This window comes from Flavobacteriales bacterium, assembly GCA_016712535.1.
In the GTDB taxonomy this organism is placed as follows: Bacteria; Bacteroidota; Bacteroidia; order Flavobacteriales_F; family PHOS-HE28; genus PHOS-HE28.
Genome location: JADJQW010000002.1, coordinates 1797714 through 1812886 on the forward strand (window position 1 = coordinate 1797714; position 15173 = coordinate 1812886).

10 protein-coding genes are annotated in these 15173 nt (G+C 62.6%); 5 read left to right on the top strand and 5 right to left on the bottom strand.

Features of this window, described 5'->3' with window-relative positions:
* Position 1 precedes the first annotated feature (1 nt).
* Entirely contained in the window at positions 2 to 1246 is a 1245-nt protein-coding gene (locus IPK70_07385; protein MBK8226983.1) for an aminotransferase class I/II-fold pyridoxal phosphate-dependent enzyme, read from the bottom strand.
* Positions 1247 to 1365: 119 nt separating this feature from the next.
* On the opposite strand from IPK70_07385, the gene bamD reads away from it, so the two are divergent.
* From bamD to recN, 5 genes are read left to right on the top strand one after another with little or no spacing between them, the layout of a single operon-like run.
* On the top strand, positions 1366 to 2256 hold the full coding sequence (gene bamD / locus IPK70_07390; GenBank protein ID MBK8226984.1) for an outer membrane protein assembly factor BamD: 891 nt from the start codon (positions 1366 to 1368) through the stop codon (positions 2254 to 2256).
* Positions 2253 to 2606, top strand: coding sequence for a DNA-directed RNA polymerase subunit omega (locus IPK70_07395; GenBank protein MBK8226985.1), 354 nt, complete (start codon positions 2253 to 2255; stop codon positions 2604 to 2606). The genes bamD and IPK70_07395 overlap by 4 nt, the downstream gene beginning before the upstream one ends.
* A 35-nt stretch (positions 2607 to 2641) precedes the next feature.
* Positions 2642 to 3841 carry a bifunctional phosphopantothenoylcysteine decarboxylase/phosphopantothenate--cysteine ligase CoaBC gene (gene coaBC, locus IPK70_07400; GenBank protein ID MBK8226986.1) on the top strand — a complete coding sequence of 400 codons (1200 nt, stop codon included), beginning with the start codon at positions 2642 to 2644 and terminating at the stop codon, positions 3839 to 3841.
* Between the two features lie 3 nt (positions 3842 to 3844).
* On the top strand, positions 3845 to 4738 hold the full coding sequence (locus IPK70_07405) for a DUF4835 family protein (GenBank protein ID MBK8226987.1): 894 nt from the start codon (positions 3845 to 3847) through the stop codon (positions 4736 to 4738).
* Positions 4739 to 4780: 42 nt separating this feature from the next.
* Positions 4781 to 6433, top strand: a complete 1653-nt coding sequence (gene recN / locus IPK70_07410) for a DNA repair protein RecN (protein ID MBK8226988.1) — start codon at positions 4781 to 4783, stop codon at positions 6431 to 6433.
* Here recN and IPK70_07415 read toward each other — a convergent pair.
* The 4 genes from IPK70_07415 to IPK70_07430 form a co-directional block, all read right to left on the bottom strand.
* The gene (locus IPK70_07415; GenBank protein ID MBK8226989.1) at positions 6430 to 8736 is read right to left on the bottom strand and encodes a hypothetical protein; all 2307 of its coding nucleotides are present in this window, start codon (positions 8734 to 8736) and stop codon (positions 6430 to 6432) included. The two genes, recN and IPK70_07415, sit on opposite strands and share 4 nt — an antisense overlap.
* Before the next feature lie 161 nt (positions 8737 to 8897).
* Positions 8898 to 11576, bottom strand: coding sequence for a trypsin-like peptidase domain-containing protein (locus IPK70_07420; protein MBK8226990.1), 2679 nt, complete (start codon positions 11574 to 11576; stop codon positions 8898 to 8900).
* Positions 11577 to 11611: 35 nt separating this feature from the next.
* On the bottom strand, positions 11612 to 11764 hold the full coding sequence (locus tag IPK70_07425) for a hypothetical protein (GenBank protein MBK8226991.1): 153 nt from the start codon (positions 11762 to 11764) through the stop codon (positions 11612 to 11614).
* Positions 11746 to 15147, bottom strand: coding sequence for a hypothetical protein (locus IPK70_07430; protein MBK8226992.1), 3402 nt, complete (start codon positions 15145 to 15147; stop codon positions 11746 to 11748). The genes IPK70_07425 and IPK70_07430 overlap by 19 nt, the downstream gene beginning before the upstream one ends.
* Positions 15148 to 15173: the final 26 nt, after the last annotated feature.

Sequence of the window (15173 nt, forward strand, 5' to 3'; positions counted from 1 at the left end):
GTCACATGGCCGCCACCCGCTCGGCCTTATACGCCCCGGCCTCGAGCTTCTTCTTCACCTCCTTGAAGCTGTCGATCGTGCGCTGCACGTCCTCAAGCGTGTGCGCGGCAGTGGGGATCAACCGGAGCAGGATGGTGTCCTTCGGCACCACGGGATAAACCACGATGCTGCAGAAGATGCCATGGTTCTCGCGGAGGTCGAGCACTACATTGGTGGCCTCGGGGATGCTGCCGTGCATCAGCACGGGTGTCACGCAGCTATTGGTCACACCGATGTCGAGGCCGGCTTCGCGCAAGCCGCTCTGCAGCGCTTTAGTGATCTGCCAGAGCTTCTGGCTCAGCTCCGGCCGCGTGCGGATCATCTCCAAGCGCTTGAGGGCACCGATCACCACGGGCATGGGCAGGCTCTTGGCGAAGGTCTGGCTGCGCATGTTGTAGCGCAGGTACATGATCACATCCTCTGGCCCGCTCACAAAGGCGCCGATCGTGGCCATGGCCTTGGCGAACGTTCCGAAGTACACATCCACTTGGTCCTGCACGCCTTGGGCATCGGCCGTGCCTCGACCATCGCGGCCCACCATGCCGAAGCCGTGGGCATCGTCAACGAAGAGGCGGAAGTTGTACTTCGCCTTGCGCTCCACGATCTCCTTCAGCTTGCCTTGGTCACCGGCCATGCCGAAGACGCCCTCGGTCATCACCATGATGCCGCCGCCGGTCTGTTCCACCACCTTGCGAGCGTTCTCGAGCTGCTTGTCAAGGCTGGCCATGTCGTTGTGCTGGAACACGAAGCGCTTGCCCATGTGCAGGCGGGCGCCATCGATCATGCAGGCGTGGCACTCACTGTCGTACACGAGCACGTCGTGGCGGCTCAAGAGGGCCTCGATGGCGCTCATGCATCCTTGGTATCCGTAGTTCAGGAGGAAGGTGTCCTCCTTGCCCATGAACTCGCTGAGCTCATCCTCCAATTGCTCGTGATACTTGGTCTGGCCGCTCATCATTCGGGCGCCCATGGGGTAGGCCATGCCCCAGTCCTTGGCGGCTTGGGCATCCACGGCCCTGATCTCCGGGTGGTTGGCCAGGCCCAGGTAATTGTTCAGGCTCCAGACCAGCACGGGCTTGCCGCGGAAGGTCATGTGCGGGCCGAGCTCGCCTTCGAGCTTGGGGAAGCTGAAATAGCCATGGCTGTCCTTGGCGTGGCGGCCGATATGGCCCAGGTCCTTGCGGAGCTTGTCGAAGATGTCGTTCATGGGGCTTGGGAAAAGCTGGCCAAATGTAACGGGCTCCCTTTGGGGCCAAAGGATGTTGATCAGGAGCTTTCAACCGTCTGGCGGTGAAGGGCCTGCGCCTATATTCGCGCCCCGCTCGCATGACCTGTTCCACAGGCCCCCGCAATCCTTCACGGCTTTCGCTGTTCTGGGCATCCGCTCTGGGCGGTGCGCTGTGGCTCTTTCTCGGGCTTGCCGGAGGCACCACGCTCACAGGCTGCAGCGAGTTCAATCGGGCGCTGAAGGCTCCAGGTGATTCGGCCGGGATGGCCTTGAAGCAGCGCGTAGCGCGGAAGTACTACGACAAGCGCTCCTACGACAGGGCCATCCCGCTGCTCGAGGAGATGATCATGCTGAAGCGCGGCACCTCGGATTTCGAGGAGATCTCTTACCTGCATGCGAAGTCGCATTACTTGATGAAGGACTACACGATGGCGTCCTATTTCCTGGAGAATTACGTGCGCACCTTTCCGGCTGGGCAGCATGCCGAGGAGTGCGCTTTCCTTGACGCCATCTGCTACAACAATAACAGCCCCAATTACGAGCTCGATCAGACGGATACGCGCACGGCCATCGACCGTTTCCAGCTTTTCCTGGTGCGGTTCCCGAACACCAGCTTGCGCGACAGCACGAATAACATGATTGACCTTTTGCGGTCGAAGCTCGAGGTGAAGGCCTATCACGCCGCCGAGCAGTATTTCCACATGCGCCAGTACCAGGGCGCCAGCATGGCCTTCAAGGAGTTCATGCGGCAATTCCCCAACAGCGACTATCGTGAGGACGCGATGCTGCGAATCCTCCAGTCCGACCATTCGCTCGCCCTGAACAGCATCGAGGCCAAGCGCGCCGAACGGATCCAGGAAGCCTTGCGGGCATATCGTAATTTCGCCGACGCCTATCCGGCCAGTGTTGAGCGCGACCAGGCCGAACGGCTGCGCAAGGACCTGGAAGACGAACTTGAAAAGACCACGAAGACCACACCCGTACCATGAGCAATAAGCCCACCACCGCAGCCAAGACCACCATCACGCGCGACGTCGCCAAGCTCGACCTCGAGACCGGCAACGTGTATGAGTCCGTGGCCCTCCTCGGCAAGCGCGCTGACCAGATCAGCGTGCGCATCAAGGAAGAATTGAGCACCAAGCTCGAGGAGTTCGCCATGAGCGGCGAGAACCTCGAAGAAGTGTATGAGAACCGCGAGCAGATCGAGGTGAGCAAGCACTACGAGCGCATGCCCAAGCCCGGCGCGCTTGCGATCCAGGAGCTCCAGGAAGGCAAGCTCTACTGGCGCCGTGGTGGGGAAGAGGCTCCCGCCATCGAGCCAACGGCTCCCAAGGCCTGATCAGGCCACCATCCTCCGCACCCGTGGAGAACCGCCTGAACCGGAAGGTGCTGCTCGGCGTCACGGGCGGCATTGCTGCATACAAGTCGGCGCAGCTCACGCGGCTGCTGGTCAAGGCTGGCTGCGAGGTGCAGGTGCTGATGACACCTTCTGCCCACGATTTCGTCACTCCGCTGACCTTGGCCACGCTGAGCAAGCGGCCCGTGCTCACGGACTTGTTCTTGCGCGACGGCAGCGGCGCCTGGAATGACCATGTTCATCTGGCGCAATGGGCCGATGCGCTGGTGATTGCCCCTGCCACGGCCAACACGGTCGGTAAGATGGCCCATGGCCTTTGCGATAACCTCCTGCTGGCCGTTTGGCTGAGCATGCCGAATGACAGGCCGGTATTCGTGGCTCCGGCCATGGACCTGGAGATGCTGAAGGATTCCGCATCGCAGGCCAACCTGGACCTTCTGCGTGAGCGCGGCGCTCGTGTGATCGGTCCCGAAAGCGGTGAGTTGGCAAGCGGCCTGATGGGCGAAGGGCGCATGAGTGAGCCGGAGGCGATCGTATCCGCGATGCACGATGCCCTCGTTGGCAATGGAAAGCTGAATGGCAAGCGCATGCTGGTGACCGCCGGCGGAACGCAGGAGGCCATCGACCCCGTGCGCTTCATCGGCAACCGCAGCAGTGGCAAGATGGGATTCGCCATTGCGGAGGAAGCAGCCTTGCGCGGTGCTCAGGTGGAGCTGGTCTCGGGCCCGGTTGAGTTGAAGCTCGATCGCCCGGGCATCACGCGGACCGATGTGATCGCCGCAGCGGACATGGCCGCGGCCTGCAGGGCCCTCGCCCCGAATGCGGATGCTGTGATCATGTGCGCCGCTGTCGCTGATTACCGCCCCGTGAACGCAGCCGATGGCAAGCTCAAGAAGAAGGATGCTCCGCTGCAGATCGCCTTGGAGCCCACCGAGGACATCCTCGGTTGGATGGGCGCCAACAAGACCAACGGCCAGCGGCTCGTGGGCTTCGCGCTCGAGACCGACAACGAATTGGCGAACGCGACGGATAAGCTGGTGCGCAAGAAAGTCGATCTGCTCGTGCTCAACAGCCTCCGCGATGCGGGCGCCGGTTTCGGCACCGACACCAACAAGATCACCATGCTCGTACCGGGCAAGGATCCGATGGCCCTTCCGTTGATGAGCAAGCGCGAAGCCGCTCGCGCTATCTTGGACCGCCTCGAAGAACTGCTCTGAACCATGCTTCGCCACGCCTTCCTACTGCTCTTGCTCCTGCCACACGCGCTCCGCGCCCAGGAATTCAATTGCCAAGTGAGCGTGATCGCTCCGCAGATCGCCCAAGCGCAGACCGGCGTGGTGCGGAGCATGGAACTCGCCATCAAGGAGTTCTTCAATGTGCGGCGCTTCACCAATTACAACTACGCGCCCGCCGAACGCGTCGACATCAACCTGCTGCTCACCATCAGCAACCAGCCCGCACCCGACCGCTTCGAGGGCACCTTGCAGGTGATTTACGCGCGGCCCGTCTTCGGTTCGGATTACAATAGCCCGATACTCGACTTGGTCGATGAGCAAGTGAAGTTCAACTTCCTGGAGAACACCCAGATCGAGTTCTCCCCCGACCGCTACATCAACAACCTCAGTTCACTGCTCGGCTTCTACGCCTACTTCATCCTCGGCCTCGATGGCGATACCTATTCACCCTTGGGCGGAGCCGAGTTCTACACCCAGGCCCAGCAGGTGGTGAACAACGCGCAGAACAGCGGGGAGGACGGCTGGCGCGCATTCGAGGCGCAGCGCAACCGGTACTGGCTGCTCGATAACCAGCTGCAGCCCGTATTCCGGCCCCTGCGCGAGCTGCTCTACGACTACCACCGGCAGGGAATGGACACCATGACGGAAGACGCCGCCACTGCCCGCAGGAAGATCGCCGCGAGCATCGAGAAGCTCAAGACCGTGCACCAGGCCAAGCCCGCCAGCTACAACCTGCAGGTGATCTTCAACGCCAAGTACCAGGAATTGGTGGAGCTCTTCAAGCCCGCCGATCCCGCCGAGAAGACCAAGCTCTTCAATACCCTGCAGATCATCGACCCCGGGCACATCGGGCAGTACCAGAACATGATGCGAGGTTAGGGCCGAGGCCTTGCAGGTAGTCGAGCTCACCGTTTTCGCCCCATGCTCACCCGTATCGCCATCACCAATTACCTGCTGATCGACTCCTTGGAGCTCGAATGGCAGCAGGGCCTCACGGCCATCACCGGTGAAACGGGCAGCGGCAAGAGCATCCTCATCGGAGCATTGGAGCTGGCCCTGGGCGCCCGAGCCGATGCTGGGCTTCTCCGCGACCCCAGCAAGCGATGCGCGATTGAACTGGAGCTTGATCTCGTTGGCCTCGGCCTCGGATCGTGGTTCGCCACGAACGAATTGCCGTACGAGGAGAACGCATTGCTGCGGCGCCAGCTCGACCCCGGCGGTCGCTCCCGCGCCTTTGTGAACGATACGCCCGTTCGCCTCGAGCAACTGCGCGAACTGGGCGAGCGCCTCATCCACATCCACAGCCAGCACCACACGCTGTTGCTGAACGATGCGCGCTTCCAACTCGGTCTGGTCGATCAATTGGCCGGTCAGGAAGGAGCCGTGAAGGAGCTTGGCGTCCTGTTCACCGATTGGCGCTCAGCCGGGCATGCATTGGATGAAGCCCGCGCCGAGCATCAGCGCGCGGTGGCCGAGGCCGACTTCGTGGGCTTCCAACTCGAGGAATTGGAACAAGCCGCCATCACCGAGGGGGAGCATTCGCGCATCGAGGACGAACTGCGCCTTGCGGAGCATGCCGGCGAGCGAGCCGAAGCCTATCGCGCCATCGAGGAAGGCGCGTCGGGGGATCAAGGCGCGGCTGTGCTGTTGCAACGCTTGCGCGCCTTGGTCTCGAAGGCAGCGCGCATCGATCCGGTGCTTGCCGGACTGCTGCAACGCGTTGAGGGGGCGGCCATCGAATTGAAGGATGTGGGCGCAGAGGCCGCGCGGCTGGCCGCGTCGGTGGAAGTGGATCCCGGCCGTGCCGAAATGTTGCGCGACCGCATCGACCTGCTCATCCGCTTGCAGCAGAAGCACCGCGCTCCGGATGAGGCCGGCTTGATCAATGTCCTCGCGGAGCTTCGCCAGCGCGCATCGGCCGTGGATGACCTGAGCGAGCGATGCACAGCGCTGGAGAAGGAATCGCAGCGGCTCGCGGCTGCGTACGCGAAGGAGGCCAAGGCCATCTCATTGGCGCGCACCAAGGCCATCAAGCCTTTGTCGAACAAGGTGGAAGCGCTGCTGCATCAGCTCGGCATGCCGCACGCCGTGTTCCAGTTCGATCACCGCACCGGAGAGCCTGGGCCCTATGGCATCGATCAGGTGCGCGCGCTCTTCACCGCCAACAAGGACCGCGCGCCGGCACCCTTGGACAAGGTGGCCAGCGGGGGGGAACTGAGCCGTGTGATGCTCGCGCTCATCTCATTGGCCGCCGGGTCGCGCGATCTGCCCGTTGTGGTCTTCGATGAGATCGATACCGGGGTGAGCGGCGAAGTGGCCGACCGTGTCGGGGCGCTGCTGTCGGCGATGGGGAAGGAGCGGCAAGTGATCGCCATCACCCATCTGCCGCAGATCGCGAGCAAGGCCTCGCATCATCTCCAGGTGACCAAGGATGCCGACGGCGATCGGGTTCGCACGGCGATCGCACCGCTGCGGCAGGAAGAGCGCGTGGAGGCCATCGCACGCATGCTCAGCGGGCGCAAGGTCACGGAGCAGGCGCTGGAGAACGCGCGGGTGCTGCTGGAACAGCGTTAAGGCAATTGCTGCGCCCGCGTATTCGTGGGCACGCTGCCGCCGATATTCACCAGGATCGGGTCGCGGTCGTTGGGGTCTCCTATGTAACGCACCACGCCATCCATGTTCACATCCTCGCTGAAGTAGCCGCTCACTGTATTGGTGGGCACCGTGCCGCCGATGCGCACCAGGATCGGATCGCGGTCATTCGGGTCGCCGATGTAGGCCAGCTGGCTGCTGAAGTCGCTGTTGCCGGACCACATCACCAAGGTGCCGCTGAGGTCCTTGCGCGCTTCAGTGCCCCAGGTCGTGGTGGCCGCAGATGTGAAGTTGATGCTCAAGGGCAGAGCGCTGAGCGATTGCGCCGTGCCGGTCATGATGCCCAGGTGGTTGCGGTGGCGCACCGCCACATAGTAGCTGCCCGGTGGCGCGTTCATCACCACGGCGCCGGTGCCATTCACTTCCACCACATCGCCGTCGCGTTGAAGCAGTGCTGCACGACTGGTGATGATGGTGGCCGGATTCGATGAACTGCGCAGCTCCACGACCACCCAGTCAACGATGGCGTTGCTGCCCGTGACCGAGAGCACGGGTGCCGTGGTTGATTCGCTGCCTCCACCATTGGTGAAGCCGTAGCCCAGCGCCGTGAAAGGCTGCACCAGCGGGATGATCCCCGCGCTGCGCAAGCCATCGTTCATCAAGCCGCCACCTGCGTACGGCCCTTCGAGCAGCACGCGCGGCGACACGCTCACGTTCTGCGGCGTGAAGGAGAACTTGAAGATGCGCGTGCTCCAGCTGGTGCTGGTGTTGAACTTGGCCGTGCCCCAGAAGCTCTGGTCGGCGGGGTCCACATCGAGCGAGTTGTAATCGCCATAGCGGTTGCTGGCGTTGCGGCTGGTGCCGGCCACGATACTGGTCTCGGCGAAGGTCATCTGCCCCAACGGATCGCTCGCATAGCGGCCGGTATAGCGGATGCTCGGAAAGACCGACGAACTGGAGACATTGTATGCCAGGCCCATGTCGCCATTGGCATTGATCGCGATGCTCGACATCCAGCGGTTGGCGGCATCGGGCGAGTAGGTGCCCTGCTGATGAATGCTCCACGGATTCGCCAGCGCGGTACGCCGCAATTCGTACCACCGCACTCCCGCGCGGTCGGTGCCGGTCACGTCGGTCACATGGCTGCAGGCAATGGCTTCGTGCGTACCGAGATTGCGATAGATCGCTCGGTTCATGATCACTTCGCGCAGGGGGTCGAGCCGTGTGGTGGTGCCGGGCTGCGGGATGCAGCTGAATGACAGGTAGCCGCAGAGCTCGGTTTCGAATGGCTGGGTGGCGAGCAGCACCGGTCCGGAGAGCACGGAGTTGGCGGGCGTGGTGAAATCGACCGTCAGCGACCACAGTTCGAGCCGGTCGTTGGGGATCGATGCACCCCAGCCGTCATCGGCCATGCGCATGAACATGCCGGGGGCACCGACCGGTGGAGCGGGGCCGCCATCGTGCGTGATTGGCGTGGTGGCCTGGAAGCCAATAGTCGGCACACCGGGCACCGTGAAGCGCTGCGCGGTGGCGCTGAGGCCCTGCAGCATCCGCGTGCGATCGAGCGCATAGGTGGCGGGCTGCGACTCATTGGTGGTGATCAGGTACATGGAGTTCCACACGCCGTACTTCGGATAGTCGGGGAAGCTGGGCGCCGTGAAGCTGTAGGCATACCAAGTGCCTGTGGGGTCCGGCGAGGAGGAAACGGCCACGATCATGCGGTTGCCGCTGCTGCTGAACTCGCTCATGAGCCAGCGATCGGCGATCGCATCATAGAGCACGATGGGGTCGCCCAACCCGCTGTAGCTGCTGATGCCGCCGATGGCATTCACGAAGTTGTCCAGATAGACCTGTGCGCCGAGGGCCGTGCCGTTCTTGTCGTAGATGCGGAAATATGCGCCGCTGCCGCCATTGAGCATCTGGATCACGTGGTTCGGGCCAACATCAAGGCAGGGATCAGCCGGGTTCACGCTCGTGTAGCCCTGGCCATTGACGGTGATATCGAGCGCACGGTCCGTGTCCCGTTCGCCGAACTCACGTTGCCAAGCGGGGTCATCGCCTATTGGGAGCGCATTCGGATTCACCTTCTGGTGCAAGCGCGATGCCTTCAGGCCTGGTGGCCTTCCGGTGCTGATGAGAAGTCCTTTCTCGTCGCGCACGGCCTCATTGGGGAAGGTGAGCGTGGAATCCCAATCGCGATAGGCGACGGTTTCACCGAAGAACACCATCTCCTGCACCTCCGCGTTGCGGTACTCGTTGAAATCCTGAGCATTCAGGCTGCTCATTCCGGCAGCGAGGAAAGCGGAATGGAGCAATACGGTTCTGGACATTCTGGTCAATGTGTTTTGAGTGCGCGAAAATCGCGGATCCGATCCGGACTTGGCAAGGTGATTCAACATGCAGAGCCTGAGCCTACGAATGTCCGTTGCCGCGCCTGCTCATTGCGTTAGGGCAGCTGTTGGACCCTTGTGTTCGTGGGCACGCTGCCACCGATGTTCACCAGGATGGGGTCGCGATCGTTGAGCGTGCCTGTGTAACTGACCACGCCATCCATGTTCACATCCTCCAAGTAATAGCCGTTCACCGTGTTGGTTGGAACGCTGCCCCCGATGCGGACGAGGATCGGGTCCCGGTCGTTGGGGCTTCCGGTATAAGCGAGGGTGTTATCGGCGTTGCAGTTCCCGCTCCAAAGCACCTGCACCGCCCCAATGGCCTTACGCGCATCGGTGCCATAGGTGGTGGTGCCTGGCACGGTGAAGTCGACCACGGTGGCGGTGCCGCTGAGCGCGCGCGTCGTGGCGGTCATTGCGCCGAGGTGGTTCCGGTGCAGCACGGCCACATGGTAGTTGCCTGCAGGAGCTGTGAATGACACGGCGCTCGTCCCATCCATGTCAACCACATCGCCATCGCGCTGCACGAGTGCGCAACGCGTTGCGATCACCGGATATCCTGCGGTCGCGTTCCGCAATTGCAGGAACACCCAATCGACGATGGCGTTATTGCCGGTGGTGCTCAGCACATTGGCATTGATGGTCTCCCCGCCGCTTCCGACATGCGTGAAGCTGAGCGCGGTGAAAGGCTCGGTTGCAGGGATCAGCGCTGCGGCACGCAATGCATCGCTCATGATCGGTCCGGTTCCGTATGGACCTTCAAGGAAGACCTTAGGCGCTGCCAGGATCGATTGCGTGACGCAGAAGGGGTGCGTGACGGAGGCTCCGGTGAAGTTCGAGTTGCTCACGAGCGTGTTGTTCTGCGCATCGAGCAGTGTGAAGCTCCCGGCTCCGAAAGCGCAGCAGATTCCATCGCCCCAACTATCGTACACAACGAGCTCATGGCAGCCGTTCGGCACGCACACCACGATCGGTGGCTGCGGATACACCCCGTTCGCAGCCTGGGTCGCGTAAGGCCCCCCACTGGCCAAGATATCCGAGCCATTGCGGATCACCCAGGTCGTTTCGGATCCATAGCGATCAAGGTTCAGTTGCAAGGTGAGCGAGTTCGGGCCGTACGTGATGTTGCTGTTAGCGGTGTTGTTGGCCAGGTTCTGGTCGGTGCCGCCGTTGGGCGCGCTCACCGTGGCTGTGAACGTGAGGTAGCCGGCAGGCAGGCTCACCGTGCCGATGGCCACGTTGGTGCTCGCGCCGCTGATCAAGCTGCCCGTCCAAGGGATGCTGCCCGATGCGCCGCCGCTGATGGACCAGGCGAGCTGGAAGCTGGTGAGCGTGGTGAGGCCGCCGTTGCGCACGGTGACGGTGGGGCTGATCGTGCCTGAGCAGTTGTTGCCGCTCGCACCGTTGATGCCGGTGATCTGCGCATCGAGGGCGAGGGTGGCGGCATTGGGGTCCCAGCCGTCGAGCGTGTTGCCGCAGCTGCCGAGGTAGGTGGAGAGTGAGGTCCAGCTCGTGGAGAACTTGCCGAAGTAATCGTTCACATTGTTGCTGCAGCTCGCTTCGCCGCCATAGAGCTGGCCGATGATGCGCTTGCTCTGGTTCCACAGGCCGCTGCCGCTGCTGCCGGGCTCGGTGGTGCCATCCTCCCAAGCGGCGATCCGCCAGCAAGTGGCGCTCCCGTATGTGGCGGTTGTTGCCGCGTTCACATCGAAGCTGATCTTCTTGATGTCGCCGCTGGGGTGGTGGATGCAGGTGCTGCTGGTGGGCGCCGTGCCGCTCCGGTCCCATCCGCTGTAGTAAACGCCATAGCTCGATGGGGGCGCGCTGCTCAATTGCAGCAGGGCCACGTCGCTTCCAGCGTTGTTCACCAGGTGCGTGGCGCCGCTCACGGTCTGGTTCGTGGGGCCATTGAGGTTCTGGTTGCATACGGAGCTCTGCCAGTTGAAGCGGAACACCCAGGTGCTCACGTTGGTGACCGGGCTGGGCAGGCAGTGCCGCGCGGTGAGGAAGTATGGAGTTCCATTCTGCGCGCAGTTGTTGAGCAAGGTGCCTGTGCAGATGCCGTTGCCGCTCACCACGATCATGGCCACGCTGCGGATCTGGTCGTCCCACGGATCGCCCTCCGGGCACACCACGTTGTTGTTGCATGAGCCGCTCTCGCCCAGTGCACGGGCATAGCCGAATACATCCCGGTAGCCGTGGGTGACCTGCCCGATGCGAAGCCGGCCTATGGGGCCTTTGGCGGGTACCTGGTACTCTACGATGATGCGGTCGCCACGCATGGGTTGCACACCCAGCACGCCACCCACGCTGTTCTCGTGCGTGAAGGCGCCGATATGCTCTCCATGGCCGTTGATCACGAACACGCGCGCGCCCAAGGGAAGGTGGTATTCGTTGAACTCGAAGTTGATGCTGATCGCACCCGGGCATTCGATCTCCATGCGCCAAATACGGGTGCCATCCTCCAGCAGTCCCCAAGTCCCGCTGTTCCCAAGGTCGAAATCGACTGCATGGTTGTAACCGAAGCGGTAGGGGATCCCCTTGTCCAGGTCGTTCAGGGCGTCCTGTGCGGCGAGCTCTGCAAGGTCCGGTGCTGCCAGGGTGGTGCCTTCGATCAGCGGCAGGTCAGCGCCGCGCGCGATGGTCAATGGAATTCCGCCATGTTCGATTTGCGCGTTGGCAGCCGATGTCGCTGCAAGGAGGCCGGAAAGGACTGCGGTTCTCAGGATGCGCATGGGTTCGGGGATTGCAGGATGCACAGCAGAACAGGTCAGGGAAGTTGCTCGGTCCGCACGGCGGTGGGCAGCACGCCGCCGATGTTCACCAGGATCGGGTCTCGGTCGTTCGCCGTGCCGGTGTACTTAACCGCCCCGCTCAGGTTCACATCCTCGGGGAAATAGCCGTTCACGATGCTCGTAGGCACGCTCCGCCGATGCGCACCAGGATCGGGTCGCGGTCATTGCCGGTACCGACGTACATGAGCAGGTCATCGCTGGAGACGTTACCCGCCCAAAGCTTCAGCGTTCCGTCCTCGCTCTTGCGCGCTTCGGTGCCGTATGTGAGCGTGGCCGCGGACCTGAAATCGACCGTGATCGGCGTCGTGCTGATGGCCAGCGGTGCCGCGGTCATGGCACCGTGGTGATTCCGATGGCGCACGGCCACGTGGTAGTTGCCGGGCGGCACTTGCACCAGTACCGGCGATGAGCCATCCATGCCCACCACGTCGCCATCGCGCTGAAGCAGGGCTGAGCGGGTGCCAACCACTTGCGCAGGCGTGGTCGCCGACCGCAGTTCCACCACGACATGGTCCACGATGGCATTGGAACCGCTGATGCCCAGCACGCCCGTGGCGATCTGCTCGCCGCCACCCCCGTTCATGTGCGGGTAGCCCATGGCGGTGTAAGGCTCAAGTGTCGGAAGGAAGCCTCCCAAGCGCAGGTCGTCGCGCATCATCGGCGGGGCGGACGTCGCGTCGTATGGCCCTTCAAGCCACAGTTGCGGGCGCAGCGCCACGGTGTTCGGAACGGTGAGGCAGCCGCCGTTCACGCTTGCGATCATGTTATTGCCATCCGGGTTCACGATGTCCTGTACCGAGCTGATGCAGATCTCCGCGCCAGTGAGCGATATGTACGTGATCCGCGCCAACGGCACGAAGCCGCTGTTCTTGACCAAGGAGCTGTCCAAGTAGCAGATGCCGATCACCTTGTTGCCGCCGAGCGCGGTGTTCATGCTGATGTCGCCCGCCAGGTTCGGTGCGAGGTTAGCGGCGCTCTGGATGGTGAGCCCATTGACCGTGAATTCGTAGGCCATCACGCGCGCGTCGGGGTTGCGGATCATCACGTCCACGGTCTTGTTCACCGGATTGAAGTTGGCGAGGCTCAATTCGGCCTGTTCGGCGGTGGTGTAGCCGCGCGGGAAATCGAACCATGGGTGGAAATGAAGCACATGGCCAGTGGCGTCATGCGATGCTTGCTGCGTGTAGGCGTACACCATGAGCGAAGCGTCGGTCACGGTCACCTCGCCATCGTTGTTCAGGTCATTGCATGTCGAGGGCGTGATGTCGTCCCCTAGGATGTCCTGCACATAGGCCATGGCGTCGGCCTGGTTCTGCTGGCCCTCGCCGGTAAGGTCGCCGCGCTTGGTGGGGCCGTTGCATACGCCATTGCAATCGAGTCGCGCGTCGCCGTATGCCTGGCCCTGGCAATCGGTCCATGTGGGACAGTTGGCCACCTGCGTGAAGGAGGGCACGTTCTGGGCGTTCCGGGTGATGTTGATGCAGACCTGCGCGAAGTTGTTGGCATAGCTCACCTCATGCCGGCCAAGTGCGTCAGGCGCCTGCTGCCAGTTGGTGCGGAGCACGAGGGTGTAGGTGCCGCTCGGCACATCGGTGATGTCGATCCAGTTGCAGGTGGTGCCTGTGCCGTACTCGTCGAAGCAGCCGGCGGTGATGCCCATGTTGCTGCAGCCGAACTGGCCGGTATGCCCTGGGGTGCAGCCCACATCGATCACGCAATAGCCGTTCTTGAATCCGGCAGGGATCGCATTGTTGTCCTGGTCGAAGAGCAGGTAATCAGCGTAACCGGCGTAATGCGCGTGGCCATGGCAGTTGTTCGTGTTGAACATCTGCGGCTGTGAACTTGGGCTGCCGATGTAGTAATCCGTTGCCCCGATGTTATTGATGCGCGTGGCGAAGCGCAGCACGTATCGGGATCCGAGCCCGCGCACGCATCCTTCGGTCGGGGCGCATGCATCGGTGATGGTGACCTGCTGCAGGGTGAGCGTGCTCTGCAATCGCGGCTGGTCCATGGTGAGGTCCGGGCCATTGGGGCAGCTGGGATTCGGATAGAAGATGCAGCAATCATCGCAAGGCACCGTGGCCAAGGGCTCGTAGTTGCAGCTCACCGGGTTCATGCACCCGGAGACAGCGCCGAGATAGATGATGCTGAACGTGACCGTGCTCCCGCAGCCCAGGGTTGCCGTGTTATGCCCCACGCGCAGGCGGTGGAGGGTGCCGCCCGGCATGTTGGCGTTCACCACGGCTTGACTGCCGCAGCCTCCATCGTCGTCATCGGCGAAGGTGGCGCCTTCCACGCCGCTGCTCAGCACGATGCTCCCGCAAGCCATGTCATAGATCCAGAGCCTCGTGTCGCACGCGTTGCTTCCGCAGGTGGTGATCTGGTACTGCCCGGTCTGCGGCGGGGTGAAGGTGTACCACTGCTCCAGCATGGTCGTGGTGGCGGTGGCGAGCGTTTGCGGGTAGACTCCGGTAAGAGGCGCCAGGGTGATGGGCACGGCGGTGCTGCACGCGAAGCCTGCCGGGCAGTTGAAGGTGGTCTCTTCGAAGCTGCCGAACTGCCCGCCCTGCTTCATCACCGCGCCATCGAACCACACGAAGTACTGGCCATAGCCATAGGTGTTGTGCCAGATGCCATCGCCCACGGAGTCGTTGATCCGGAACACCATGCACGTATTCTGCGGCACGCAGATGCTGCTGCTCGTGGTGCCGCTGGCCAAGGTGGCTCCGGTGCTCGCGTTCTTCAGTGTCCAGCTGGTCTCGCCGGGATAGCTGTCATGGAAGATGTCGATGCGCACGCGCTTCTGGCCGGCGGGACAGCTGTAGTCGCAGCTGCCATTGTTCACGTTCACGCTCGCGCTGTAGTTCGCGGCGGTTGTTTCGCTGCAACCGAATACGGGCGTGAGGTTCCCAATGAACACATCATCCAAAGCGATGTCGCTAAGCTGCCCGCTTCCCGTGATGGCGCGGAAGCGGATCTTCAAGTTGGTCTGTCCGGCATAGGGGGCTAGGCTCAGCCAGCCCTGCTTCCAATAGATGCCTTGATCGCCGCTTTGGCTCCACAGGCCCTGGGCAACGGTTCCATTCGCATCGATATCGACGTGCAGGCTGCCCAACTGGCTGCCGCGCATGTGGTACCAGAAGGTGAGGTATGGCGTGCCGAGCGCGCTGATGTTGAAGCAGGGGGATTCGAGGATAGCGGTCTTGCTCGGGGTGCTGCCAGTGCCCGCGCTCTCCACGTACATGTACTTGGCGTTGGCCGTGGTGTTGTTCAGCGTGCGATCGGTCCATGGCCCCGTGCCGAGTATGGTGCTGCCGTTGGTGCCATTGTTGTCAACGTTCCACTCGAGATCGTCACCGCTGAGGTTCGTCCAATTGGTGGGCAAAGTCCCAGGCGTGCCCACGGTGCCGCTGGTGAAGGGCTGATTATGCGGGAAGCTGGTGATGCACTGGGCTTGCGCGAAAGCCGGTGCCAAGGCAACGATGAGGAGGGGTAGGGGCTTCAGGTTCATGGCTTGCCTTTGGATGCCTGCAAAGT

Excerpts from the sequence above, each read along its gene's own strand:
- IPK70_07385 (MBK8226983.1), bottom strand. The coding sequence starts at position 1,246 with ATGAACGACATCTTCGACAAGCTCCGCAAGGACCTGGGCCATATCGGC.
- bamD (MBK8226984.1), top strand. The coding sequence starts at position 1,366 with ATGACCTGTTCCACAGGCCCCCGCAATCCTTCACGGCTTTCGCTGTTC.
- IPK70_07395 (MBK8226985.1), top strand. The coding sequence starts at position 2,253 with ATGAGCAATAAGCCCACCACCGCAGCCAAGACCACCATCACGCGCGAC.
- IPK70_07405 (MBK8226987.1), top strand. The coding sequence starts at position 3,845 with ATGCTTCGCCACGCCTTCCTACTGCTCTTGCTCCTGCCACACGCGCTC.
- recN (MBK8226988.1), top strand. The coding sequence starts at position 4,781 with ATGCTCACCCGTATCGCCATCACCAATTACCTGCTGATCGACTCCTTG.
- IPK70_07415 (MBK8226989.1), bottom strand. The coding sequence starts at position 8,736 with ATGAGCAGCCTGAATGCTCAGGATTTCAACGAGTACCGCAACGCGGAG.
- IPK70_07420 (MBK8226990.1), bottom strand. The coding sequence starts at position 11,576 with ATGCGCATCCTGAGAACCGCAGTCCTTTCCGGCCTCCTTGCAGCGACA.
- IPK70_07430 (MBK8226992.1), bottom strand. The coding sequence starts at position 15,147 with ATGAACCTGAAGCCCCTACCCCTCCTCATCGTTGCCTTGGCACCGGCT.